A 24,728-nucleotide genomic window follows, 5' to 3' on the forward strand; every position below is an offset into this window, starting at 1 on the left:
TTTATATGTAATATGAGCAGCTCATAACGTATCTATCGTATTGGCTTGAGGCTTTGGCGTATTGATATGATTTACCGTCTGAAGACTATCCATTTCCAACCACTTGAGTACGGTTTGTTGTAATAACTGTCTGGTGGTGGGCTTAATCAACCAACCATCCATCGTACTTTTTATCTGAGCAATTTCATCTTCACCCGACTCTCCAGAAAGAGCAATAATTGGGAGTGTCGGGTGAGTTTCTTTAATGATTGTACATGCCTTCAAGCCATCCATGACAGGCATTTGAACGTCCATGAAGACAATATCGATAGTATTATGGTGAACCATCTCAACAGCTTCCTTCCCATTTTTAGCTTCGTAAACGGTAAAGTGAAGAGATTCCAAATAGAGTTTTGCTAGCGCTCTCTGTGTTGCGTTATCATCAGTAACTAATGCGATTTGTTTCTGACTGGCCGATATGGTCTGAGCTGATTCCAATCGTTCAGGGGGTGGAATTTCTGCCACATCAATTTGTGGTTGTACAAGTTGCTCTTCTTGTTTGACGTGAGGAAAGGTTAGAGTAAACCTTGTGTATTCGCCATAAACCGATTGGCACTGAATGTCACCACCAAAGAGTTTCATTGCTCTTTTGCAGTAGCTTAAGCCTAAGCCGCTACCCCCTTTTTTCTGGTAGGTGAAGAATTCATCAAAGATTCTATGTACAATTTGTGGTTCAATGCCCGGGCCGTAGTCGGTGACGTGTAGCTGGTTATCCTTAAGGCCTGATGTTAATTCAATCTCAATCCTACTCTGAGGTGATGAATCAAAATAGTAGATTGCATTTCTGATTAAATTGAAAATGATAAAATCAAATAAGGTTTTATTCACATAGACTTTAAAATCAATATCTGAACTTATACTAACGCGTTCTTTCTTTTCTTCTGATTCGTAAGCAAAATCATGAATAGCTAGGTTTAATAGCTCTGTGATTGAAAACGGAGCCATATTTTTTTGGCTATTCAGTGTTTGGTTCACTTCTCGTAGAATGATATCAATCAGCTGATTACCATGTTGGACTGCATCAATACCTCGTTGAATTTCATTTTTTATCTCTGTAGAAAGAGACATGTTAGTAGTAAAATTCGCTAAGTTTTCTAAATGAAGTTGCACTTGAGCAAGAGGACTCCTCATTTCATGCGCTATCGATTTAGCCATCGCTTGAGAGTGGTGAATATGAGACTGATAATTAATATATATCTGAGCTTTTTTTAGTAATTTTTGCAGAGCATGTATTTCTTCATTTGAGTATAAATCACCATTATTCTTATGGGGAGAAACGAATAGCTGAGATATGGAATTATGATTATCATATAAGGGAATTATGATCGCATTTTCATATCTTGACATCTGTTCATAAATAAATTTTATGTTACTGTCATCAAAATTTTTCACATATTGTTCTATTTCATCAAAAACCAATACAGAGTTATATTTTTCTATATAGTTTTCATATATTTTTTTTGAAAACATACTAGATACTATTTTTATTTTTTTCTTCTCTATATTTAATAGTTGAGTTAAACTTTCTAATGCTTGTTGAGGTGACGACTGAAAATCATTACTTAAATCTAATATTTTGTCACTTGGTATGGTTTTTTCTCTATAAATAAATAAGCTAGAGTATTGGGAGAAAAAGTTCCATACTTTATCGATCAAAGTGCCATAGAGTAAACTCCAAATTAATATAAAGATAGAGTTGTTCATATTCAATAATAAACTTACGATAGTTATCGGTAGAAAGAATATTATAATTGATGAGAGAGTATTTATCGCTATGTAAGATAAATAACGCCAACTATAAAATCTACAAAATAATGCTGCATATCCTATGAGAAGGACCTCTGTAATTGATAAAACAGGGGGGAGCCAAGTTAATGAAAAATCTTTAAATATATAAGTGGAGAAAATATGAATACTAGCAGTTGATGTCATAAAGATAATGATCCCCAATGACATATATGTTGATTTGATAGAGTTTATTTTATTATTTGTTTTTCGACGGAAATTAAACAAATTTAAAACAGACAATGATGTAAATATAATTAAGGTAGAAAAGAAAAATGGTGTGCTAGAGCCAAAGTGTATCGTGAAGTTACTAGGTGATAAAATATCTACGTGTACAACCGTATAATTACCTATACAATTGACATATATTGCATATGGAGTCAATAGAAAGAGTAATAAAGATTGCCATAATTTTATTCTATTGTTCTTTTTCTCAGAAATCAGGCGACATGAAAAATGAAAGGCAGAGCTAAATGCCATATAAGAAAAGATATTAGCAACCTTTGCCATATATATGGCCCATTTCTCCCCATTAATCACAAGCAGTTCAGTGTGAAAATAAGCATTGCTCAAAATCCATAAAATGATAAATATCATGTAAATAAAATATGGATAGTAGAGAAATTTAAATTTTTTTATCCCTTGCTTCAATGTTGTGTATAAAAAATAAATAAGCCATAAAAAACTAATGAGTGCTGTACCTAGCAATAATAAAGCTTTCGGATAAATTATATTAATAATGAAGTTATCACCAACCAACGTTTACTCCTATCTATTGGAGAGCTCGACCTTTCTATTTTACCGTTAATTCTTCATGATTGTTAGGAAGGAGCAATTACTTGTTATATTTTTTATCAAGAACACAAAATGTTAGGTTATAAATGTTATTAATATCAATAAATGACATCTGAGAGTCATTTATGAATCAAAAATTTTCAATTAGTTCATTTTTCTTTATCCATTTTTCTAGTATCTCTTTCAGTAACTTCTGCGTTGTTGGTTTGAGTAATCGATCATCCATTGTTTGAGCGATCTGTCTGATTTCTTGTTCACCAGACTCACCCGAGAGCGCTATAACGGGAAGATTCGGGTACATGGCCTTGATCTGTCTACAAGCTTCAAAACCATTCATTATTGGCATTTGAATATCCATGAAGACAATATCAATAGATTTTTGAGATACAACATCGATTGCTTGTTGTCCATTCTCTGCCTCGTATACTTCTGCCCCCAGTTTCTTTAAATATAACCTTACAAGAGATCTCTGTACCTGACTATCATCTGTTACAAGGATCTTTGCTGCCGTTAAATTGTCACTTATTTTATTACAATGATCGGTTTTTGATTCGTTTAAATCTAGATCTAGCTGTTGAAGAAAATCATTTTGCGAATAAGTATGAGAAGGTAATGGCTCTATATAAGGAAAAACAAGGGAGAATTCTGTATAATTTCCATAAATAGAACGGCATTCAATTTGGCCACCAAATAGTTTCATCGCTCTTTTACAATAGCTTAATCCTAGTCCACTGCCTTCTTTTTTTTGGTATGTGAAGAACTCATCAAAAATACGCTGAATAATTTGAGGTTCAATTCCTGGGCCATAGTCTTTAAACAATAATTTGTTTTGTTTGTCTCCTGTTTCTAACCGAATTTCAATCTTATTATCAGGGTGATTGTTAAAGTAACAAATTGAGTTTTTTAGCAAGTTGAAAATAATGAATCCGAATAGCGTCTCATTCACCTTGATTATGAAGTCATTATCGGAATAAAAATGGACTCTTGATTTAATATCATCTGATTCATAAGCATAGATATTAATAGCCTGATCGACTAAAGAAGAGATCTGATATGGTTCTATATTACTATTATTTATGATTGACTGGTTTGCTTCATAAAGAATGATATCAATCATTTGATTTCCATGCTGTATTGAATCTCTGCCGCGTTGAATCTCTTCACGGAAATGACTAGCTGTATCAATATGACTTGCAATATTATCGAGGTTTTCGAGATGTAACAGTATTTGCGATAGTGGATTGCGCATTTCATGAGCAATAGATTTTGCCATTGCTTGTGCTTGTTTCACATGATGTTCACTACGAATATATGACTGTACTTTGCTAAAGAGTTTCTGAAGTGCTGATATTTCCTCATTAGAATAAAGCGAGCCATTACTCTTATGGGGTGAAAATAACAATTGAGATACTGTGTTATGATGATCATATAACGGAAGAATCATTGCAGCATTATGTTTCGACATCTGTTCTTTGATGAGATTAAGACGTTGATTTCTTGTATTATTAAAATGATATTTAACTTCTTCAAGAAGTAAAACGGAGTCGTCTTGAATTAGATACGTTGCATAAAGTTCATTCGATTGTGCGTCGGAAATCAGAATTGTCTGTTCTTTCTCCAAATTTAATAGTTGCGCAAGTTTGTACATGGCATCTTGTGTAGAGTATTGAAAATCATTAGATAGACTTAAAATTTTATGAACAGGTGTCTCTGTATCTCTATAAATTAATAAGCTGGACCATTTAGCAACCTTAGCCCACGTGTAATGAAATGTAGCACCACACAATAAACACCATGCAGAGAGATGAGGAATATATTCTAAAATATTGAATGCTTGGCTGAACGCCCATAACGGAATTATATATACACATAACGCGAATAAAGTGCTGCATGATAAATGCAATAAATATTTCCAACTGTAGAATCGGTGGAATATTACAGCGTAGCCCATCAGGAAAAGTTCAATAATTGAGAAGGCTGGCGGTAGCCATGTAAATGAAAAATCATTGAATACGGTTGTGATAAATACATGGATGACAGCAGTTGATATCATAAATATTACGATACCTATAACCATGTAGGTTGATTTTACTCGTTTTAATTTATCGCTACTTTTACTGAGCCCGAGCGTATTAAATAATGTTAGAAAGGTAAACAGTATTAATAGAAAAAAGAAGGTTGGCGTTTCAGAACCGAAATGGATAGTGAATTTGCTTGGCGCTTCAACGATAACACCTACCACTGTCAGCCCTGGTGTTAGGTTGACATAAAATGCATAGATTGTACTTATAGTAATTAAAGCTAGCTGCCAGTATTTAATACTATGATTTTCGTTAAGAGATTTTAGTCGACAAGAAAAATGAAAGGCAGAGCTAAAAGCTAGAAAAGAGAAAATATTCGCAGCCTTAGCCATAAATACTGCACCGCTATTACCAAAATCAACTAACCATTCTGTATGAAAATAAGCGTTGCTCATGATCCAAAGTGTGATGAAGAAAGTATACATCACGTATGGATAGTATAATGTTTTCAACATGCCCAAGCTTTGTTGAATTGAACAACGAATAAAATAGATCAGCCATCCGAGACTGAAAAAAGCGGTGCTCAATAACAGAAGAGCTTTAGGATAAATTAAATGATGAATGAGTGATTCAAACAACCTTTGTTCCCTCGATTTTTTTCCGTCGGCCAGTTATTAAAAATTTATATTCACTATAATTATACTCACTTAAGGCGTTACCTAACTCTTCGTTTAACCAAAAGCCTTTGTAGGTCAGAACATTTTCCTGATTGATATCACAGTAGCTACGATTAAGATAACAGACTCGATCTAAGGCTTTATATAAGTTGAGCATGATCGGTTGTTCAATGATAGTGAATGAGAGTTTTTTTCCATATTTAACTAGTTGTTTCATCAGTAGCTTTTGGCAAAGGTAAAGAAGAAAAAAACGTAAATTTTTTGAGCCACTCACGGTTAATCGGAGGACTTCACACACAGCATCTGTGTTTTTGATGCATTCCGAAAATGATGATTCAAATTCTAGCTCAACATGTTGCATTATACTATTGTAAAATAGGCCAGTCTTATATAGATGCATTTTTGTTTCATTTGATAAACAAGAGTACCACCCATCTCCTTGAAAAAATGGATCAAATGTTAACCAATTTTCTCGTTCCTGCCAGTGTTGAATAAGAGCCGTAGAGACAAGTAGTGGGTATGGGGTGTTCTTTGTGTGGTATAGAATGAAATGACTACCACGCTGGGACAAGTGGAGACAGAACAGCATTTCATACCACTTTTGCTCGATAATAAAAATGTCGAGATTAATTAAGCTTATGGCATCAGAAAGTGTTAGCGCTATATGGCTATGTAATGTTAAAAAAAGTCGATGATCGATTTCGATACGATCAACTATCTCGGACTGATAGCTGTATTCATCTGCTGGTGGTGGGGGACAGGAGGCAAACGACAGGGGCTGATTGCGTTGTAGTATAAGAAAACGTTCATAAGCAGCCCAGCACGCAAGTAGGTTACCGAACTTTTCTATCGCGATTATTTCTACATCGTGCCAAAACTTAGGAATCATCGCCGGTATAGGAGACTTGAGGGTATGTTCGATGGCTCTCGGATGTTCGAAAAGTGCTGCTAAATTCCCATGGGCAAGCTCTGGATAAGCTTGCGTAATATCTTGTTTTCTTCTGTTGACTAATTCGGCAAATCCGGAGAACTCTGATGTTTTTTGTAGTTGTAATTCAATTTCAATGAAAAAGTTGTCGATATGTTGTTGATTCCAGATTCTGTTGTCTGTTTGGGGGTGCTCTGACGTTGGTAAATACACAGTGACCTGCCTTAAAATCCATGAAAAGCATATACCTATTGTTATGCTATCATCACTACTCCGATGATTCGAGTTGCTTATTGATAGTTTTAAGTATTTTTGTGATGAATTTTTTATTATCTGGTTATGTGAAAAATAATTAAGTCTATTGAAGATTTTAAATTCTCTATGGCTCCTGAGCTGCTGAGTCTTTATAATGCGACCCCGGCAAGATGCGGATTTTAGCCGCAATCATTTGAATAGTGGAGTAAGACATGTCTTCTTATACACCGGTGATTACCGTTGATGGACCGAGTGGCGCTGGGAAAGGTACGCTTTGTATGCATATCGCTAAAGCGTTTGAGTTTGATTTGCTTGATTCTGGTGCACTGTATCGTGTATTGACTCTGGCTGCGATTCATCATGGTGTCGATACCGAATCTGAAGATGCTTTGGTGCCTTTGGCAACGCATTTGGATGTTGAATTTATTGCTGAAGGTGATTTAGTCAAAGTTATTCTGGAAGGTGAAGATGTCTCCGGAGAGCTCCGTAAGGAAGAAACAGGTATGGCAGCCTCTAAAATCGCTGCTTTTCCCAGAGTGCGAGAGGCGCTCCTTCGTCGTCAGCGTGCGTTTATTAAAGAGACCGGGCTTGTTGCCGATGGCCGGGATATGGGGACGATTGTTTTCCCTGATGCGGAAGTTAAAATATTCTTGGATGCCAGCTCTGAGGAGCGGGCAAAAAGACGCTATAACCAGTTGCAACTTAAAGGGCTTGATGTTAAATTTGATGACCTTTTAAGCGAAATTCGTGAACGTGACGAAAGAGACCGAAATCGTCCCGTTGCGCCATTGCGTCCTGCTGATGATGCATTGGTACTTGACTCAACGTCTATGTCTATCGAGCAGGTTCTCGAAATATCGCTACAATATATAGAATCTAAACTGGCGGTTCGCTAGCAGTTTGCTAAGTAATGGTCAGTGCAGAACGTCGGTCTCAAGGATGATGATTGGCGAAATTCATAACCCCACGCGGTAGGATACCCGTGGAAGTTTAATATTTTGAAGATGAAATAAATGACTGAATCTTTTGCTCAACTTTTTGAAGAGTTTCTAAACGAGACTGAATTCCAGACTGGTACCATCGTTAAGGGTACTGTTGTTGCTATCGAGAACGGTTTTGTTCTTGTTGATGCTGGTCTGAAGTCTGAATCTGCAATCCCTGCTGAACAGTTCAAGAACGCCGCTGGCGAACTTGAAGTTGAAGTCGGTTCTGAAGTCGATGTTGCGCTGGATGCAGTAGAAGACGGTTTCGGTGAAACTCAACTTTCTCGTGAGAAAGCGAAACGTCACGAAGCTTGGATTGTTCTTGAGAAAGCATACGAAGAAGCTGAAACTGTTGTTGGTATTATCAATGGTAAAGTTAAAGGTGGTTTTACTGTTGAACTTAACGGTATTCGTGCTTTCCTTCCTGGCTCTCTGGTTGACGTTCGTCCAATTCGCGACACCGCTCACCTAGAAAACAAAGAGCTAGAGTTCAAAGTTATTAAGCTGGATCAGAAACGCAACAACGTTGTTGTTTCTCGCCGTGCTGTTATCGAATCTGAAAACAGTGTTGAGCGTGATGAACTGCTTGAAACACTACAAGAAGGCACTGAAGTTAAAGGTATCGTTAAGAACCTGACTGATTACGGTGCGTTCGTAGACCTTGGTGGTGTTGACGGTCTTCTGCACATCACTGATATGGCTTGGAAACGTGTTAAGCATCCATCTGAAATCGTCAATGTTGGTGACGAAATCTTAGTGAAAGTGCTGAAGTTTGATCGTGATCGTACTCGTGTATCTCTAGGTCTGAAACAACTAGGTGAAGATCCATGGGTTGCAATCGCAAAACGCTATCCAGAAGGTCACAAGCTGACTGGCCGTGTCACTAACCTGACTGATTATGGCTGCTTCGTTGAAATCGAAGAAGGCGTTGAAGGTCTGGTTCACGTTTCAGAAATGGATTGGACGAATAAGAATATTCACCCATCTAAAGTTGTCAACGTCGGTGACGAAGTTGAAGTGATGGTTCTGGATATCGATGAAGAACGTCGTCGTATTTCTCTAGGTCTGAAACAGTGTAAAGCTAACCCATGGCAACAGTTCGCTGAAGCTCAGGCGAAAGGCGACAAAGTTACTGGTAAGATCAAGTCTATTACTGACTTTGGTATCTTTATCGGTCTGGATGGCGGGATTGACGGTCTGGTTCACTTGTCTGATATCTCTTGGAATGTTCCTGGAGAAGAAGCGGTTCGTGAATACAAGAAAGGCGATGAAATCTCTGCTGTTGTTCTTGCTGTTGATGCAGAGCGTGAGCGAATTTCTCTTGGCGTTAAGCAGATGGAGAACGACCCGTTCAACGCATATGTTGCTGATAACAAAAAAGGCACACTAGTCAATGGTACTGTTACTGCAGTTGATGCGAAAGGTGCTACAATTGAACTAGAAGATGGCGTTGAAGGTTACATCCGTGCTTCTGAAGTATCTCGTGACCGTGTTGAAGACGCATCTCTCATCCTGAGCGTTGGTGATAGCATTGAAGCGAAATTTACTGGTGTAGACCGTAAGAATCGCGTTATCAACCTATCTGTCAAAGCGAAAGATGAAGCAGAAGAGCAAGAAGCAATGGCTTCACTGAACAAGCCAGATGAAGGCGCGTTCGGTAATGCAATGGCTGATGCTTTCAAGGCTGCTAAAAGCGAGTAATATTATTCGCAAAAAAGGAGCCAAATTGGCTCCTTTTTTTTGGTTAGGATTTTGATGCTGATATTGCAAATAAGAAGAGGGAAACTATGACGAAGTCTGAATTGATTGAAAGATTGTGCGCAGAGCAAACTCATCTGTCCGCGAAAGAAATCGAAGATGCCGTAAAAGATATTATCGAGCATATGGCAACATCGTTGGAACAGGGGGACAGAATAGAGATTCGAGGCTTTGGCAGTTTCTCTCTGCATTATCGCGAGCCTCGCACTGGCCGTAACCCCAAAACAGGTGAAAAAGTTGAATTGGATGGTAAATATGTCCCTCACTTTAAGCCTGGCAAAGAACTCAGAGAGCGTGTTAATAGTACGATCTGATTTTTTGCAAGCGAATCTATGCGGCATATCGTTCGATGTGCCGTTTTTTTTGGATACGATATTATCAATTATCATGGTATGGATGGTGATTTTCTTGCATAATCAGGGGTGCCAATAACTGATGCAGGTTTTCCCATTATGAGAGTCTTAAAAATCATTTTTCTTCTCGTTCTCTTCCTTGTTGCCTTAGCCTTGGGTGCCCAAAACCAAGAAGTTGTTACGTTCAACTATTTATTAGCAAAAGGTGAATTTCATTTATCTTGGCTTTTGGGAGCAGTTTTTGTTGCTGGTTTTGCTATAGCGTGGCTTATTTTTGGTAGTTTGCATCTCAGAGCAAAACTACAGATTCGCCGTTTGAATAAGCAACTGAACAAGAGTGAAACTCAGCGTCCAGTTGCGAAAGAGAAACTGAATATCGGATAACATACTCGATGTTAGAAATACTCTTCTTGTTATTGCCGATCGCTGCTGCTTATGGTTGGTATATGGGGCACCGCAGCGCTCAGCAGGACAAGCAGAAACAATCTCATCAAATATCCCGTCAATATGTTACGGGACTTAACCTGCTGCTATCTGATCAATCGGATAAGGCGGTTGATCACTTTATCGAATTACTCCAAGTTGATGATGAGACGATTGACACGCATTTAGCACTCGGTAACTTATTTCGTTCTCGAGGTGAGGTCGATCGAGCGATTCGGATTCACCAGAATCTGATTTCTCGCTCAGGATTAACCATCGATCAAAAGAACCTCTCACTTCAACAACTGGCAAAAGATTATATGGTTGCTGGTTTTTTGGATCGTGCGGAGCGTATTTTCGAACAACTCATTGAAGAACCTGAACATCGGGAGTCAGCATTAATTCAATTGACTTCGATTTATCAGCAAACTCGAGAATGGATGAAAGCCATAGAGTGCGCCCATGCCTTGGTTAAACTTGGCCGTAAAAAGATGCGTAAGAATATTGCTTACTTTTGGTGTGAGCTCGCAGCAGATGCGCAATCAATGCGTGATGACATGAAAGCGATACAAATATACAAAAAAGCGCTGTCGGAAGATCCGAAATGTGTCAGAGCAAGTATTGGCTTGGGGAAGCTTTATCTAGAGAAAGAAGATTATCAGAATACCATTCGTTATATGGAAATGGTACTGGAACAGGATGTCGATTATGTCGGTGAAATTTTACCGACGCTTGCTGAGTGTTATCACTATTCTGGTCATGAACAGGGGCTGATTGAATTTTTAAGAAAATGTATCGCCCATCAGGCGGGTGCTTCGGCTGAATTGATGCTGGCTCAGTTGGTTGCTCACCATGAAGGTGTTGGCGCGGCTCTGGATTTACTGACGAAGCAGCTGGTGAAGAATCCGACCATGAAGGGGTTCTACCGATTGATGGATTATCATTTAGCGGAAGCTGAAGAAGGTCGGGCGAAAAAAAGTTTATCTGCATTGCAAATCATGGTTGGCGAACAGATGAGGATAAAACCTCATTATCGCTGCCGGAAATGTGGCTTCTCTTCTCACTCTCTGTATTGGCACTGTCCATCGTGTAAGAGCTGGGGAGAGGTGAAACCGATTCGGGGATTAGACGGAGAGTAACAACAGCTCCTGAAACGAGAATTGGATTGAATGAAAATATAAAATAAACGAAGGAGAAAAAATGGGCGAGCCGAGAGTCATTGTAGCACTGGATTATGATAATCAAGCCGAAGCATTACGCTTTGTTGATCGGATTGATCCTCAGTATTGCCGTTTGAAGGTCGGGAAGGAAATGTTTACGTTATTCGGCCCTGATTTTGTGCGTGCATTACACCAACGTGGCTTCTCCGTTTTTTTGGACTTGAAATTTCACGATATCCCCAATACTTGTGCCAAAGCGGTGAGAGCTGCGGCTGAGCTGGGTATCTGGATGGTGAATGTTCATGCCAGCGGCGGTGAACGTATGATGACTGCCGCTCGCGAAATACTCGAACCTTATGGTGTAGATAGGCCGATACTGATTGGTGTTACGGTCTTAACCAGTATGTCTCAACATGATTTGGCTGATATCGGGCTAAATGTGCCTCCTCAAGAACAAGTGCTTCGTCTTGCGACATTGACAAAAAATTCAGGGCTGGATGGTGTGGTGTGTTCTGCTCAGGAAGCTTGCCTGCTGAAAGCGCAATTGGGTCTGTCATTTCAGTTAGTGACGCCAGGGATTCGCCCGGCAGGGAGTGATGTTGGTGACCAACTACGAATTATGACACCTCAGGAAGCGATTTCTGCTGGTTCTGATTATTTGGTTATTGGCAGACCGATTACTCAAGCACCAGAGCCAGCATCGGTTCTAGAGAGTATTAATCATTCACTTCATCTATAAACAAACCGATTATTCTGGTTACAGCAAGATTAATTTGAGTGAAATAGGGGCTTTAGCCCCTATTTTTGTATCTATTCATGGAGACAAGGTCATTTTCTCGGTCTCAGGGGGACCACTGTGAAACCTGAAGCAAGGGTCGGAGGAAAGTATCAGTTCTGCTTCGGCTTTTCCTATTGTGTCGATCCGCTTAGAAATATCTTGATGAGCAATTTGTTGAGCCAGTGCTAAGTAGTCTTGATAGTGTCGTGCTTCGGAACGTAACAAAGACACATAAAATTTCGCGATATCGTCATCCATGTATGGGGCGAGTCTGGCAAAGCGTTCACATGATCTTGCTTCAATATAAGCACCAATAATTAACTTGTCGATAAGCGCCTCTGGCTCATAGGTTTTTACCTGTGACAATAGTCCTTTTGCATAACGGCCGGCAGGGATATTCTCATAGGGAATCTCTTTTTTCTCCATGATCTCGAGCACTTGATAGAAGTGGTGGAGCTCTTCTTTGATCAATAAAACCATTTTGTCGATTAAATCTTGGCTGTACGATGAATCAGCTTTCGCCATGATGGTTTTGGATAGCTGGTTTTTCCCTTTCAGATCCGTCAGGGCACCTAACTTGCGGTAAGCAAAATCTTCATAAGGTTTAAACCATGCGAGCAGAGCGGATGCACTTGTCGCATCGACAGCGTATTTACGGATGAGGTACATTGCCGATTGTCCGGCCTTCAATTCACATAAAAGATGATCAATCAGAATGATTTTTAAATTTTCCGGCTTTTTCGCCTCGTTAATCCACGTGTCGGGGGTTTCACATTGTAGAAAGTTATGAATAGGTTGGAGTAATTGTTGATACTGGTCGTTATTGGTCATGGTTATTAAACTTAAAAAGGTCGCCAGAGCGACCTGTTATGAATATAAGTAGAATCTAAATCAAGGAGGAAATCGCTACCACTTTTTCTTTTCACCAAAGAGGGCTTCCATATCGTCATCTCGTTCTCGATCACCTTGCGCTTCAACCGGTGTTTTTTTCTGTTGACGCTTGTTCTCGAGCTCATCGTACATGGCTTGCAGTTTTTCCCGCGCTTGATTTGAATAGGCATCATTTTTTGTACTGAGGACATCGATACCTTTCTTCAGAAGCTGAATCGCTGTTCCCGGTTGTCCGCGCACAATCGACTCATTGGCTCGTTTGATGACATTCTCAATGTTGATACGTATCTGAATCATTTCCAGACGTGCATTTTCCGTTACATACGCCTGAGTATCCAGACGCCCTTTATTATGCTCGCTCCGAATTGTATCCCTCAGACGTTTTACAAGCTTGAGCATGGTAATCGCTTGTTTGTCATTGGTTGGCGACTTGAATGTTGTACTGTCCTGATTCGGATGATTTTCACGCAGATTTTTTACTTGCCCCTGCATGTTCTCGATACGATGTGCCAATTGTTTGTTTTTAGGGTCTAGCTCGTACATACTTTGTAGCGAATCTAAAATCCGATTATTCAGACACAGCAACAAGTCCTTGCTGTAGGGGACATGGTGAGCGTTACCGATTAGATCCTCGGTGGCATCAATGATTGCGACATAACGAGTAGACTCGTGTTTTCTTGCTGTTTCGACCTTGACCTTGTACTGCAACATAATGTTGTAGCCTAAAATCAGAAGGAGCAATACGCCCACCAAGGCAATGATTAATCCTATACTCATAGTTCCTGCATCAATCCGTACATCGTGAATTCAACCTGTCTAAGGATTCATAAGGCTGACAATCCTCGACGGTAAGTTCGTATAGCATAATAAAATTTAACGTGTTCTACCAATGAATCCCCCATTATTCTTTAATAGATCACTTAATTATTCAGTAAATGAAGTCCCCACTCGCAGAAAAGTTCCAATTATTTTCCAACTAGCGGTCAAAAAAGGGTATAAATTCTTTTCATTAAGCATTATAACTAATGATTATATAAAATACCTAAGTTTGTAATTTGCTGCAGAGATAACGGGGTTGACATGAAGCTACAGCAGTTAAAATACATTGTGGAGGTAGTGAATCATAATTTGAATGTTTCAGCTACAGCCGAGAGTTTGTACACATCTCAACCGGGGATCAGTAAGCAGGTTCGTTTACTTGAAGATGAACTTGGGATTCAGATATTTGAACGAAGTGGTAAACATCTGACTCAGGTGACTTCTGCCGGAGAAGATATCGTGAAAATTTCACAGGAAATTCTTTCTCGGGTTGAAGGGATTAAAGCTGTTGCCAGTGAACACACTCACCCGGAAATGGGGACATTGAATATCTCAACAACTCATACACAAGCCCGTTATGCTCTGCCGGATGTGATCAAAGGGTTTACCGCCAGGTATCCTAAAGTTTCTTTGCACATGCATCAAGGAACACCGAGTCAGATGTCAGAAGCGATTGCGAAAGGGATCGCGAACTTTGCTATTGCAACCGAAGCACTACATTTGTATCAAGATGCAATCATGTTACCGTGTTATCACTGGAATCGTTCAATTGTGGTACCAAAAGGGCACCCTTTAGCACAACGAGATAAGTTATGCATTGAAGAGTTAGCAACATATCCTTTGGTCACTTATGTGTTTGGGTTTACAGGACGCTCTGAACTGGATATGGCATTTGATCAGGTCGGATTGAGCCCGAGAGTTGTGTTTACCGCAACGGATGCCGATGTGATTAAAACTTATGTCCGAATCGGTATGGGAGTTGGGGTGATTGCCAGCATGGCAGTCGATAAAGTCCGTGATGCAGATCTAGTGGCAATTGATGCCAGCCATATTTTTGGTTCGAGCACCACGAGTATCGGTTTTCGTCGGGGGACCTTTCTGCGTTCTTATATGTTTGACTTTATGGAACGTTTTGCACCTCATTTGACTCGTCCTGTGGTGGAACAGGCGATTTCTCTGAAGTCGAGTCAAGAAATTGATGAGATGTTTAAGGACATTCAATTGCCCGTACGCTAATTCTGGTGGCGTCAAGTCCCGAGTTTTTTTCAGAGTTAGGTTCCAAAAGAGGCAAATAATTCAGTGAACCGATGGCGATTCATTGGCAATAGAGAGCGTTTTATTCTTGATTCAGTCGCCAGTTTGTGGAAAATTTGGTGCAAGGTGTAAATTAAGTCGATAATATTTGCCCTTTTAGTCGTTTCTCACGTTTGACGCTCAGAGGCTTTCTGACCTTTACAATGATGCCTGCTTTCGCAAATGTATCGTCAGCAGTAGGAAGAATGGATGCGCCTACGGTTCATTATCGTCAGAGAAGCAGAGACCAATGCTGGTGTTTGTTTCAATATCGTGTTTGGTAACCTTGAGGTATCGTTTCTCTGATTACATGGGATGACCTCGTATCACTATGGTATTGATGATATTTGAGCTCTTTCAGTATGCCAATGATCATCCTGATCCCTTATTTGTATTTGGTTGTATTCACTGGGTGTTTGTATAATATATCGAATATATGACTAGTATTATGTTAGTCCTGGAACTTGAGATATTTTGTGTTACAAAAATTGTTGTATTTTTTGCAAGGAAGTAAATAAGGTGGAATAAACATGGCAGACAACTATAAAAAGCCGTCCAAGGATTTAGATAGGATCGATCGCAACATTTTGAATGAATTGCAGAAAGATGGTCGGATTTCAAATGTAGAACTATCCAAACGTGTTGGATTGTCTCCAACGCCCTGTTTGGAGCGTGTAAGACGACTTGAGCGTCAGAACTATATTACGGGATATACAGCACTCCTGAATCCGCAGTATCTTGATGCATCATTACTTGTTTTTGTTGAAATCACATTGAATCGTGGGGCGCCGGATGTATTTGAACAATTCAATACAGCGGTACAAAGATTAGACGACATTCAGGAATGTCATCTTGTTTCAGGGGATTTTGACTATTTGTTGAAAACCAGGGTATCTGATATGGGTGCCTATCGTAAGCTCTTGGGCGATACGCTACTACGACTACCCGGTGTAAACGATACTCGAACCTATGTGGTGATGGAAGAAGTGAAGCAGACAAATCAGTTAGTCATTAAAGTTCGTTAGCCACAAAGCAAGTCTCGAATATCTTTCTGTATTCTGACTTAACGACATTGGGTTTTGGCGAATGTTATGGTTAAATCACAGCATAAACCGAGCGGCTTGGGCCGCTCGGACTGTTTTTATTTCAATTCATGTTGCGCATGATGCTTTGACATGAGGTTTAAGCAAAAAGTTGGTTATGTTCAAAGAGAACAAAAGTAAAGTCGAGACCATTATCAAAACCAGAGCTGAGGTCACAACTTCACCTCGCTTAAATGGCGTTCAACGGCTGAAAGAGAGTGTTTTGATTTTAGCTGTCCTCTTATCCGTCTTCTTCTCGGTGGCTTTACTGACATTTAGCCCGGCTGATCCGTCTTGGTCTCAGACCGCTTGGGGAGGAGAGCTACATAATGCCGGTGGATATATCGGTGCTTGGATCGCTGATACGCTCTTTTTTACTTTTGGGTCACTGGCATACCCACTCCCTTTAGTGATTACGCTCATTGCATGGGGAGGGCTACGTGCTCGCGATGAGGATGAATCCTTCGATTTCATGATCTGGGGGACTCGTTTGCTCGGTTTCGTCGTGGTTCTGCTGACGAGTTGTGGTCTGGCCGACATCAATTTTGATGATTTGTGGTATTTCTCTTCTGGCGGTGTCGTCGGTGATGTTTTGAGTAGCTTGGCGCTACCAACATTCAATATCTTGGGCAGTACCTTGATTTTCCTGTTTCTCTGGGGGGCTGGTTTTACATTACTCACCGGCATCTCATGGTTAACGATTGTGGAGTGGCTTGGGGATCAAGCCATTGCATTCGCACAAAAAGGCGTCGCACTGTTTCGGAGTGGAGAGAAGGAGACAATTCTGTCCCCGGGGATTGAATCATCGGCTGCTTTGCTTGAACGTGATATTCAACATCGCCTGTCACCGACTGAAGCTGTTGTTGAATCGAATCGCACGGATACAGCACCGACTAGCAATTCTCCTCATGACAATTCTCCACATGACAACTCTCTTACGGATAGCTCTCTTACCGATAGTTCTCTTACTGACAATGTTCGTCGCTTTAACATCCACATCCCTCAGAATGAGCAGGATGTCGTAGGCGATGACGCTCAGGCGCAACAAGCTGCAACGGATATCAATGATGAGTGGTCGGAACGGAATAAACAGTTTTCTGCAACGATAGAAGAATTGGATAAAGCCGCACAGCAACATAATGATTTTGCTGAAGGCGATTGGGACGATGACCCAAGCGAGGATACATCCGCCACGACCAGCCACTCATTTGGATCGTTTGATATTGACGTTCATGAAAATGAACCAACATTCTCTAGCTTAGACACACACGATGAAGAGCCCGACCTCTCTGAGGCGCAAGAGGACTCAGATGAAGATGTTGTTGCTTTCCAAAGCTTAGTCTCTGAAGCAAAGAAAACCGAATTGGCAAAACAAAATCCGTTTTTGGTTCAGCCGACTATCGATCTACCAACACCGACAGAGCCATTACCAACGTTAGAGTTGTTGTATCATCCAGAGAAAAGAGAAAACTTTATTGATCAGGATATGCTGACGGAAGTGGCAAGATTGGTTGAGTCTAAGCTATTGGATTATAAGATTCAGGCAAGTGTTGTGGGGATTTATCCCGGTCCGGTTATTACTCGGTTCGAACTCGATTTAGCCCCGGGAGTGAAAGTGAGCCGAATTTCCGGATTATCAACAGACTTGGCTCGTTCTCTGTCTACGCCAGCAGTCCGGGTTGTTGAGGTCATTCCGGGGAAACCTTATGTTGGTTTGGAGTTGCCAAACTTGAGCCGTCAGACGGTCTACCTGTCTGATGTCGTTAGCAGTGACAAATTTAAGCGGTCAAAATCTCCGACAACCATTGTACTCGGTCAAGATATTGCCGGTGATGCTGTGATTGCCGATTTAGCAAAAATGCCTCATGTCTTAGTTGCAGGAACGACAGGCTCAGGGAAATCCGTCGGTGTGAATGTGATGATCCTGAGTATGCTATATAAGGCGACACCGGAAGAAGTCAGATTTATCATGATTGACCCGAAAATGTTGGAGCTTTCAATCTATGAAGGCATTCCTCATCTTCTGTCAGAGGTTGTGACGGATATGAAGGATGCCGCCAATGCGTTGCGTTGGTGTGTGGCAGAGATGGAACGTCGCTACAAGTTAATGTCGGTTGTTGGGGTTCGGAACATCAAAGGTTTCAATGAAAAGCTGGAGATGGCAGCCAAAGCTGGGCATCCGATTCATGATCCGCTTTGGAAGGATGGTGATAGCATGGATGCAGAACCGCCATTACTGGAGAAACTACCTTTTATTGTGGTCGTGGTCGATGAATTTGCCGACTTGATGATGGTTGTTGGTAAGAAAGTTGAAGAACTGATTGCCCGTTTGGCCCAGAAGGCAAGGGCTGCGGGGATTCATTTGATTTTGGCAACCCAACGCCCTTCGGTTGATGTGATTACAGGATTGATTAAGGCGAACATCCCAACTCGAGTTGCATTTACTGTTTCAACGAAGACAGATTCTCGTACCATTCTCGATCAAGGAGGGGCTGAATCTCTGTTGGGGATGGGAGATATGCTCTATTTGCCACCGGGATCCAGTCACACTATCCGCGTTCATGGGGCATTTGCTTCTGATGATGATGTTCATGCTGTCGTCAATAACTGGAAGGCGAGAGGTCAACCCAACTACATTGACGAAATAGTCAGTGGGGATCAAGGACCAGAAGCATTGTTACCGGGAGAACAACTCGACGGTGACGAAGATGTCGATCCATTATTTGACCAGGTTGTTGAACACGTTGTTGAAACGCGAAGAGGGTCGGTTTCCGGGGTGCAGCGACGTTTCAAGATTGGATACAATCGTGCGGCTAGAATTGTCGAGCAGCTAGAGGCTCAGGGGATTGTCAGTGCGCCTGGCCACAATGGTAATCGGGAAGTGCTCGCGCCACCGCCGATCAGAGAGTAATCATGCAACGTTGATTTAAAAGCAGAGGGAGACCGTATGGTCTCCCTCTGCTTTTAGAGCGTTGTCGTTTTTAAAATAAACTGCGTCTTTTAGGTTTGAAAAATTGAGCAATCAAGAAAATAAAGACAACAAAAAGATTGATTGCAAAGATGATTTCCAACCACTGTGGCATCGATAAAGTTAAAAGCTGCCATACAATTTTGCTACAGTCGCCATATGCTTCAAACATCCACGGCATCCATTGGTTAAGTGGCGCCCACTGTGGAAATTGAACAAAAGCATCACAAGTTGCAAATGGTGAAGGGTGGAATTGATACTCAACATGCTGGTGTGCAAGTAACAGTCCTGAATATGCTGTGTACCCCCAAGAGAGAAGACCTAGCCAACGGAATATTGCCAGCCGGGGTGCGATGAGCCCCAGAATCGCCGCACCGCCTATTCCCAACATTGCTACCCTTTCATAAATACACATGACGCAGGGTGCGAGCATCAAAATATGTTGGAAAAAGAGCGCACACATTTCAAAAAACAGGATAGATAACAACAATAAGACCCAGGATGTTCTGGACTGAGAAAACTGGTTGAGTTTGGCAAAGATCACTATGGGATATCCTTATAAAGTAAAAGCTCTGTTCTACAGAGCTTTTTAACGCGAAACTACGGTAGACTCAATCGATTATTCATGACCCAGTGATGCTGATGCATGTTTTAATGCATCTGGGACGTGGTGAGATAACCAACCCAGATCATAATAATTCGCGGTTGCTGGCTCAAGGAAAAAGATGATACCGACCAAACCAACAAGTGTTAAAACAACTGTATATGGCAGCGCCATCATCACCATTCGTCCGTAAGAGAGTCGGATGAGAGGTGCCAGTGCCGAGGTCAGCAGGAACAAAAACGCAGCTTGTCCATTCGGGGTTGCAACAGAGGGTAAATTCGTCCCGGTATTGATCGCAACCGCTAACAGGTCAAATTGGTCGCGTGAGATAATGCCTTCCATGAGTGCCGTTTTCACCTCATGGATATAGACCGTGCCCACGAATACATTGTCAGAAACCATAGAAAGCAATCCATTCGCAACGTAGAACATCGCGAGTTGAAGATCTGCATTCTCTAGGTGTAATACGGCATCGATGACCGGTTTAAATAGGTGTTGATCGACAATCACCGCAACGATCGAGAAGAATACCGCGAGTAAAGCGGTAAAGGGTAATGCTTCTTCAAATGCTTTGCCAAGTGCGTGCTCTTCGGTAATGCCACAGAATGTGGTTGCCAGAATAATCACGGAAAGCCCGATCAGCCCAACCGATGCAAGGTGGAGAGCCAGACCAACGATCAGCCAAATCGCAATTAATCCCTGAATCCATAGTTTTGCAACGTCGAGATTAGTACGGCTTTGTCTTTGTGTCCGATCATAATCGCGTAGAATTTTCCGAACGGGATCGGGGAGCTGAGCGCCGTAGCCGAAAATTTTCAGCTTCTCAACAGCGATACAGGTGAGAATTCCACTGATAAAAACAGGCACAGTGATCGGTGACATACGAATTAAAAATTCGCCGAAATTCCAGCCCGCTTGATCGGCAATAATCAGGTTTTGTGGTTCACCAACCATGGTCATCACCCCGCCCAGTGCAGTTCCGATCCCAGCATGGAGGAGGAGTGAACGTAGAAAAGCCCGGTAGTTTTCCAAATCGTCTCTGGTCAGGTCTGATAAATGCTCATCTTGGGTGTGGTCACCTTGTCCAGAAGCAACTTTGTGGTAGATGGCATAAAATCCAACGGCAACACTAATGATGACCGCGATCACCGTAAGGGCATCAAGGAATGCAGAAAGAAATGCAGCAGCGACACAAAATGCTAAAGATAAGATGACCTTAGAGCGTATTTCTAAAAGAATTTTGGTGAAGATAAAGAGAAGCAGTTGCTTCATGAAGTAAATACCCGCGACCATAAACATGAGAAGTAGGAGAACTTCAATATTCGCAACTAACTCATGTTTAACTTGCTCTGGGCTTGTCATTCCGATGAGTATTGCTTCTATTGCAAGTAACCCACCGGGCTGGAGCGGATAGCATTTTAAGGCCATTGCAAGCGTGAATATAAATTCAACAACCAGTAACCAACCTGCGGCAAAGGGGCTTATTGTGAAAAAGACGAGTGGATTCACAATGAGAAAAGCAACAATTGCCACTTTGTACCAATCTGGTGATTTACCCAGAAAATTTTTAATGAACGCGTTTCCTAAAGAAATCGGCATGATGATGACTCTTATAGTTGTTATGAATAGACACTGATATCCATCACTTCTTTTTCGTAACAATTTACGAAAGATATCCATTCAAAATTACATACATCCCAGCAAAGATTCATGAGTGATGCCTAATGAACATTGCTCCCTGATTAATGTATCGACATGGTGTTTTGCCGGAAACTCTACAGTAGGTTAATTATTTCATGAAATACAATAAGTTCTTAGTGAGAGTTTCCTTGAAGTTTTCACATAAAAGTAGCCTATAGTATGGCCATAAGGCATATAAAATCATTGTCACTTCACAACTTTGGAAATAATGTCGAAGATGACATAGTTATCAACAACCATCTCAACAGAGATAATGTGAAATAATATGACGTATCTGTAAGTTTACTATGGAAACTTTTATGCTTTTCACCTGTCCATCGTACTAAATTTCCTTTATATTTTATTCAAGTTTCAGAATGGTAATCTTAAGCTAAATCAAAAAGTGAATAAGATACTTGTTGCGCATTGATGTAATAGTTTGGCTTGTGTGGCAAGTTGAATATCGAATATTTTCGTAGTGTACAAACTGGTGATATGATAAATGCCATCTGAGTTTGTAAATAAACAAAACTGGAAAAGTATTGAATGGTCATTAAGGCGAAAAGCCCAGCAGGCTTTGCAGAAAAGTATATTATTGAAAGTATCTGGAATGGGCGGTTTGCGCCGGGGTCGATTCTTCCGGCAGAAAGAGAACTGTCCGAACTGATTGGTGTGACCAGAACGACATTGAGGGAAGTGCTGCAACGGTTGGCTCGTGATGGTTGGTTGACAATACAGCATGGTAAGCCGACAAAAGTGAATCAGTTTATGGAAACCTCTGGGTTGCATATTTTGGATACTTTGATGACGCTGGATGCTGAAAATGCAACCAGTATTGTTGAAGATTTACTGGCGGCAAGAAGCAATATTAGTCCGATTTTCATGCGTTATGCATTTCGGCTGAATCCAACCCAGTCAGAAAAAACGATCAAGCGAGTCATTGGATCATGTGAGGCATTACTGGATGCGGATTCATGGGAGCGATTCATGGCTGACTCACCATACTCTGAAAAGATATCGCAGCATGTGAAAGATGATGGAGAGGGGGACAAAGAAGCTCGTGAACAGAAACTATTGGCGAAAACGTTCAATTTTTATGATTACATGTTGTTCCAGCGTTTGGCTTTCCATTCTGGTAATCAAATCTACGGTCTGATCTTTAACGGTCTGAAAAAATTGTATGATCGTGTCGGTAGTTACTATTTTTCGAACCCCAAAGCACGCGTACTCGCGTTAGAGTTTTATAAAGATTTGTTATCATTCTGCTCGAACGGGACTGATAAATTAGAGCATCTTTCCGCTTGCATTCGTCAGTACGGGATTGAAAGTCGACAAATTTGGAATGAAATGAAACGTTCATTGCCGACAAGCTTTACTGAAGATGATGGTTAATCAGGTTGGTTGGCTATGATTTGTGAATCCTTGTTTAGGGATTGGAAAAGGGCCAATAGGCCCTTTTTTGTTGTTTCTGAATCGTAAATCGTGTTTATCAGGAGAGTTTTTCTCGGCCGCCTGCTTGAGTGAACCACTGCGATAAATGTGTTTCTAGTGCTTTCAACTCTTCGGGACCGATTAAAGCCAGTCCTAAATCCTGGGCTCGGGTAATGTCGTTTTGCCGGAGAGGCCGGAAGCTGACGAGCATTGCCCTTGCCTGAAGGCCGCCCAGTAAGTCTCTCAGTGATTCTAGCTTATATAAGGTATCATCACCGTCATCTCTCATTCCCTTGGTTTTACATTCTATGATATGCAGTTTGTTATTCACCACCGTAGCCACATCCAGCTCATTTCGTACTTCACGCTCACCCAACTGACGATAGACTTGAACGTTTAAAGAGCGATCCTGAATCGTCGGCATGCCGCACTGAATTTTTCTGACGATGCTATGTACCAGAGTTTCTAGCCATTCTCCGTTGGCAAATCGTCTGGCATCTTCGTTGGCAAACGTTAATATACCGTGTTCATAAGTCGCAATATTTGCATTGACAAGGTCTTGTATCAATAAACTCAGTTCTTTGTAGCCTTGCTGTTTTTCTGATAAAGCGACATCAAGGCATTGTTCTTTTCTGCATGTTGTTGCCAGATAATTCAGTGTTGCCAGACCCGGACCAAGTTCGAGAGCACGACTTGCCCATGATGCGCCGATATTACAGAGTTTTGCATCCAGCGCTGGTGGTGTGTCCCGTTCAAAGAACTCGCCTCGGGCACCAAAGATTGTTAAATAATCGGAGATTGTAATTCGATCCTGAACTTGCGCATCTTGGCAGTCATTCGGATATAGCCAGCACAGACAGTCAGAGTTGGGTTCAACCACGAAAATGGGCCATTGGAATGTTCTGAAAACTTCATAAACGGAAAGGAGACGGTGGCGAAGACCACAACTGGCATTGAGCTGAATATCCTGATCTCTGTTTTTCAGGTCGTGGGCCAATTGATAAATCGAGCGTTTAATTAATGCCACACTTGAACCTGATGGGATCTCGTAAAATTCACTACTAATATCATGTTGTTCTAAAACATTATGCAACCGGGAATAGATGGTTTTTTGTGAAGCATCACCGATCAGTACGGTATGTGAACCGATAATACGGTGATCAAGCAACGGAGTTATCAGACGAACCGGATCGTCGTCAAGGATGCCAACATGAATGGTCATAAATTATCCTCGTGCTTTCGCTTGCAGGAGTCGGAAGGAAAAAGACAAGCGATATAGACTAGGATATAAAGGTCTCCAGCGTAAAAAACAAGGTCAGTTGGTGATAAATATCTATTTTAGCGTGAAATATGACGCTATCTTTACCTATCACCCACTTAAAATTCAAATTCGAACCGGATCTGATCAGTGGTTGACGGAAAGCAGCGATGTCACCATGAAGTCAAACATCCGTAACATTCTGCTGTATTTAGTATGAGAAAAGTGCTTAAAATACATGAGGTACGAAAATACGATGAAACTTAACGGGTTGTGATCAATCCAACCCATAGTTAATTTTTCATTGCCACCGTTTTTATGAGTCTGATTTTATACATGAGCAGATAGAGAGGCATTACATGGCCGAAGAAACAATTTTTAGTAAGATTATTCGCAAGGAAATCCCGGCAGAAATTCTTTATCAGGATGAACTGGTCACTGCATTCCGGGATATTAATCCACGCGCGCCAAGTCATATCCTGATTGTGCCAAATCAACTGATTCCGACAGTGAATGATGTTGAAGATGTCGATGAAGCAGCCTTAGGTCGTCTTTTTACTGTGGCGAAGAAGTTGGCTGAGCAAGAAGGTATTGCTCAAGATGGTTATCGACTGATTGTGAACTGCAATGCGCATGGTGGGCAGGAGGTTTATCATATTCATATGCATCTTCTGGGAGGAAAACCGCTGGGGCCGCTCTTGATGAACTAATGGGTGTCTGATGAGTTAATCTCGATGATATGAATAA

The 24,728-nt window shown here is 41.1% G+C and carries 19 protein-coding genes; 11 read left to right on the plus strand and 8 right to left on the minus strand.

Going from position 1 to position 24,728, the window contains the following annotated elements:
• Nucleotides 1-21 precede the first annotated feature (21 nt).
• The 3 genes from OCU60_RS06520 to OCU60_RS06530 all read right to left on the minus strand — a co-directional run bounded on the left by OCU60_RS06520 (nt 22) and on the right by OCU60_RS06530 (nt 6,458).
• Nucleotides 22-2,583: an ATP-binding response regulator gene (locus OCU60_RS06520; RefSeq protein ID WP_083602700.1), complete on the minus strand. Its 2,562-nt coding sequence runs from the start codon at nt 2,581-2,583 to the stop codon at nt 22-24.
• A 166-nt stretch (nt 2,584-2,749) separates the two neighbouring features.
• On the minus strand, nt 2,750-5,278 hold the full coding sequence (locus OCU60_RS06525; RefSeq protein ID WP_074373799.1) for an ATP-binding response regulator: 2,529 nt from the start codon (nt 5,276-5,278) through the stop codon (nt 2,750-2,752).
• Nucleotides 5,271-6,458, minus strand: coding sequence for an acyl-homoserine-lactone synthase (locus tag OCU60_RS06530; protein ID WP_074373800.1), 1,188 nt, complete (start codon nt 6,456-6,458; stop codon nt 5,271-5,273). Before OCU60_RS06530 ends, OCU60_RS06525 begins: the two co-directional genes overlap by 8 nt.
• A 254-nt stretch (nt 6,459-6,712) precedes the next feature.
• Between OCU60_RS06530 and cmk the strand changes: the two genes are divergently transcribed.
• From cmk to pyrF, 6 genes are all read left to right on the plus strand, one after another.
• Nucleotides 6,713-7,396, plus strand: a complete 684-nt coding sequence (gene cmk, locus OCU60_RS06535; protein ID WP_074373801.1) for a (d)CMP kinase — start codon at nt 6,713-6,715, stop codon at nt 7,394-7,396.
• 117 nt (nt 7,397-7,513) lie between these two features.
• On the plus strand, nt 7,514-9,184 hold the full coding sequence (rpsA, locus tag OCU60_RS06540) for a 30S ribosomal protein S1 (RefSeq protein ID WP_074373802.1): 1,671 nt from the start codon (nt 7,514-7,516) through the stop codon (nt 9,182-9,184).
• Nucleotides 9,185-9,270: 86 nt separating this feature from the next.
• A complete protein-coding gene (ihfB, locus tag OCU60_RS06545) occupies nt 9,271-9,555 on the plus strand; it encodes an integration host factor subunit beta (protein WP_021020082.1) in 285 nt (94 codons plus the stop codon).
• 138 nt (nt 9,556-9,693) lie between these two features.
• On the plus strand, nt 9,694-9,978 hold the full coding sequence (locus tag OCU60_RS06550) for a LapA family protein (RefSeq protein ID WP_059120484.1): 285 nt from the start codon (nt 9,694-9,696) through the stop codon (nt 9,976-9,978).
• Nucleotides 9,979-9,986: 8 nt separating this feature from the next.
• The gene (gene lapB, locus OCU60_RS06555; RefSeq protein WP_074373803.1) at nt 9,987-11,156 is read left to right on the plus strand and encodes a lipopolysaccharide assembly protein LapB; all 1,170 of its coding nucleotides are present in this window, start codon (nt 9,987-9,989) and stop codon (nt 11,154-11,156) included.
• Between the two features lie 61 nt (nt 11,157-11,217).
• Nucleotides 11,218-11,916 (plus strand): orotidine-5'-phosphate decarboxylase, encoded by a 699-nt coding sequence (gene pyrF, locus OCU60_RS06560; protein ID WP_074373804.1) that lies wholly within the window; start codon nt 11,218-11,220, stop codon nt 11,914-11,916.
• A 75-nt stretch (nt 11,917-11,991) separates the two neighbouring features.
• Here the strand turns inward: pyrF and miaE are convergent, their stop codons facing one another.
• Nucleotides 11,992-12,786, minus strand: a complete 795-nt coding sequence (gene miaE, locus OCU60_RS06565) for a tRNA isopentenyl-2-thiomethyl-A-37 hydroxylase MiaE (protein ID WP_074373805.1) — start codon at nt 12,784-12,786, stop codon at nt 11,992-11,994.
• Between the two features lie 75 nt (nt 12,787-12,861).
• A complete protein-coding gene (locus tag OCU60_RS06570) occupies nt 12,862-13,623 on the minus strand; it encodes a DNA repair protein (protein WP_074373806.1) in 762 nt (253 codons plus the stop codon).
• A 303-nt stretch (nt 13,624-13,926) separates the two neighbouring features.
• Here OCU60_RS06570 and cysB point away from each other — a divergent pair, with 303 nt between their 5' ends.
• The 3 genes from cysB to OCU60_RS06585 all read left to right on the plus strand — a co-directional run bounded on the left by cysB (nt 13,927) and on the right by OCU60_RS06585 (nt 18,951).
• A complete protein-coding gene (gene cysB, locus OCU60_RS06575) occupies nt 13,927-14,901 on the plus strand; it encodes an HTH-type transcriptional regulator CysB (RefSeq protein WP_074373807.1) in 975 nt (324 codons plus the stop codon).
• Between the two features lie 587 nt (nt 14,902-15,488).
• Entirely contained in the window at nt 15,489-15,983 is a 495-nt protein-coding gene (gene lrp / locus OCU60_RS06580; protein ID WP_074373808.1) for a leucine-responsive transcriptional regulator Lrp, read from the plus strand.
• A gap of 175 nt (nt 15,984-16,158) precedes the next feature.
• The gene (locus OCU60_RS06585; protein WP_074373809.1) at nt 16,159-18,951 is read left to right on the plus strand and encodes a DNA translocase FtsK; all 2,793 of its coding nucleotides are present in this window, start codon (nt 16,159-16,161) and stop codon (nt 18,949-18,951) included.
• Nucleotides 18,952-19,021: 70 nt separating this feature from the next.
• Here OCU60_RS06585 and dsbB read toward each other — a convergent pair whose 3' ends face one another.
• Nucleotides 19,022-19,555 carry a disulfide bond formation protein DsbB gene (gene dsbB, locus OCU60_RS06590; RefSeq protein ID WP_074373810.1) on the minus strand — a complete coding sequence of 178 codons (534 nt, stop codon included), beginning with the start codon at nt 19,553-19,555 and terminating at the stop codon, nt 19,022-19,024.
• Between the two features lie 72 nt (nt 19,556-19,627).
• Nucleotides 19,628-21,211, minus strand: coding sequence for a Na(+)/H(+) antiporter NhaB (nhaB, locus tag OCU60_RS06595; protein WP_074373811.1), 1,584 nt, complete (start codon nt 21,209-21,211; stop codon nt 19,628-19,630).
• A 627-nt stretch (nt 21,212-21,838) separates the two neighbouring features.
• Here nhaB and fadR point away from each other — a divergent pair.
• Complete coding sequence (gene fadR, locus OCU60_RS06600; RefSeq protein ID WP_074373812.1) at nt 21,839-22,684, plus strand: fatty acid metabolism transcriptional regulator FadR; 846 nt, start codon at nt 21,839-21,841, stop codon at nt 22,682-22,684.
• Nucleotides 22,685-22,781: 97 nt separating this feature from the next.
• Here fadR and OCU60_RS06605 read toward each other — a convergent pair whose 3' ends face one another.
• Nucleotides 22,782-23,945: a Card1-like endonuclease domain-containing protein gene (locus tag OCU60_RS06605; protein WP_074373813.1), complete on the minus strand. Its 1,164-nt coding sequence runs from the start codon at nt 23,943-23,945 to the stop codon at nt 22,782-22,784.
• 395 nt (nt 23,946-24,340) lie between these two features.
• Between OCU60_RS06605 and hinT the strand changes: the two genes are divergently transcribed.
• Entirely contained in the window at nt 24,341-24,691 is a 351-nt protein-coding gene (gene hinT, locus OCU60_RS06610; protein WP_074373814.1) for a purine nucleoside phosphoramidase, read from the plus strand.
• Nucleotides 24,692-24,728 lie beyond the last annotated feature (37 nt).

This window comes from Vibrio spartinae, assembly GCF_024347135.1.
Classification (GTDB): Bacteria; Pseudomonadota; Gammaproteobacteria; order Enterobacterales; family Vibrionaceae; genus Vibrio; species Vibrio spartinae.

Coding starts and splice junctions, on each gene's coding strand:
- cmk (WP_074373801.1), top strand. CDS start 6,713: ATGTCTTCTTATACACCGGTGATTACCGTTGATGGACCGAGTGGCGCT.
- rpsA (WP_074373802.1), top strand. CDS start 7,514: ATGACTGAATCTTTTGCTCAACTTTTTGAAGAGTTTCTAAACGAGACT.
- ihfB (WP_021020082.1), top strand. CDS start 9,271: ATGACGAAGTCTGAATTGATTGAAAGATTGTGCGCAGAGCAAACTCAT.
- OCU60_RS06550 (WP_059120484.1), top strand. CDS start 9,694: ATGAGAGTCTTAAAAATCATTTTTCTTCTCGTTCTCTTCCTTGTTGCC.
- lapB (WP_074373803.1), top strand. CDS start 9,987: ATGTTAGAAATACTCTTCTTGTTATTGCCGATCGCTGCTGCTTATGGT.
- pyrF (WP_074373804.1), top strand. CDS start 11,218: ATGGGCGAGCCGAGAGTCATTGTAGCACTGGATTATGATAATCAAGCC.
- miaE (WP_074373805.1), bottom strand. CDS start 12,786: ATGACCAATAACGACCAGTATCAACAATTACTCCAACCTATTCATAAC.
- OCU60_RS06570 (WP_074373806.1), bottom strand. CDS start 13,623: ATGAGTATAGGATTAATCATTGCCTTGGTGGGCGTATTGCTCCTTCTG.
- cysB (WP_074373807.1), top strand. CDS start 13,927: ATGAAGCTACAGCAGTTAAAATACATTGTGGAGGTAGTGAATCATAAT.
- lrp (WP_074373808.1), top strand. CDS start 15,489: ATGGCAGACAACTATAAAAAGCCGTCCAAGGATTTAGATAGGATCGAT.
- OCU60_RS06585 (WP_074373809.1), top strand. CDS start 16,159: ATGTTCAAAGAGAACAAAAGTAAAGTCGAGACCATTATCAAAACCAGA.
- nhaB (WP_074373811.1), bottom strand. CDS start 21,211: ATGCCGATTTCTTTAGGAAACGCGTTCATTAAAAATTTTCTGGGTAAA.
- fadR (WP_074373812.1), top strand. CDS start 21,839: ATGGTCATTAAGGCGAAAAGCCCAGCAGGCTTTGCAGAAAAGTATATT.
- OCU60_RS06605 (WP_074373813.1), bottom strand. CDS start 23,945: ATGACCATTCATGTTGGCATCCTTGACGACGATCCGGTTCGTCTGATA.
- hinT (WP_074373814.1), top strand. CDS start 24,341: ATGGCCGAAGAAACAATTTTTAGTAAGATTATTCGCAAGGAAATCCCG.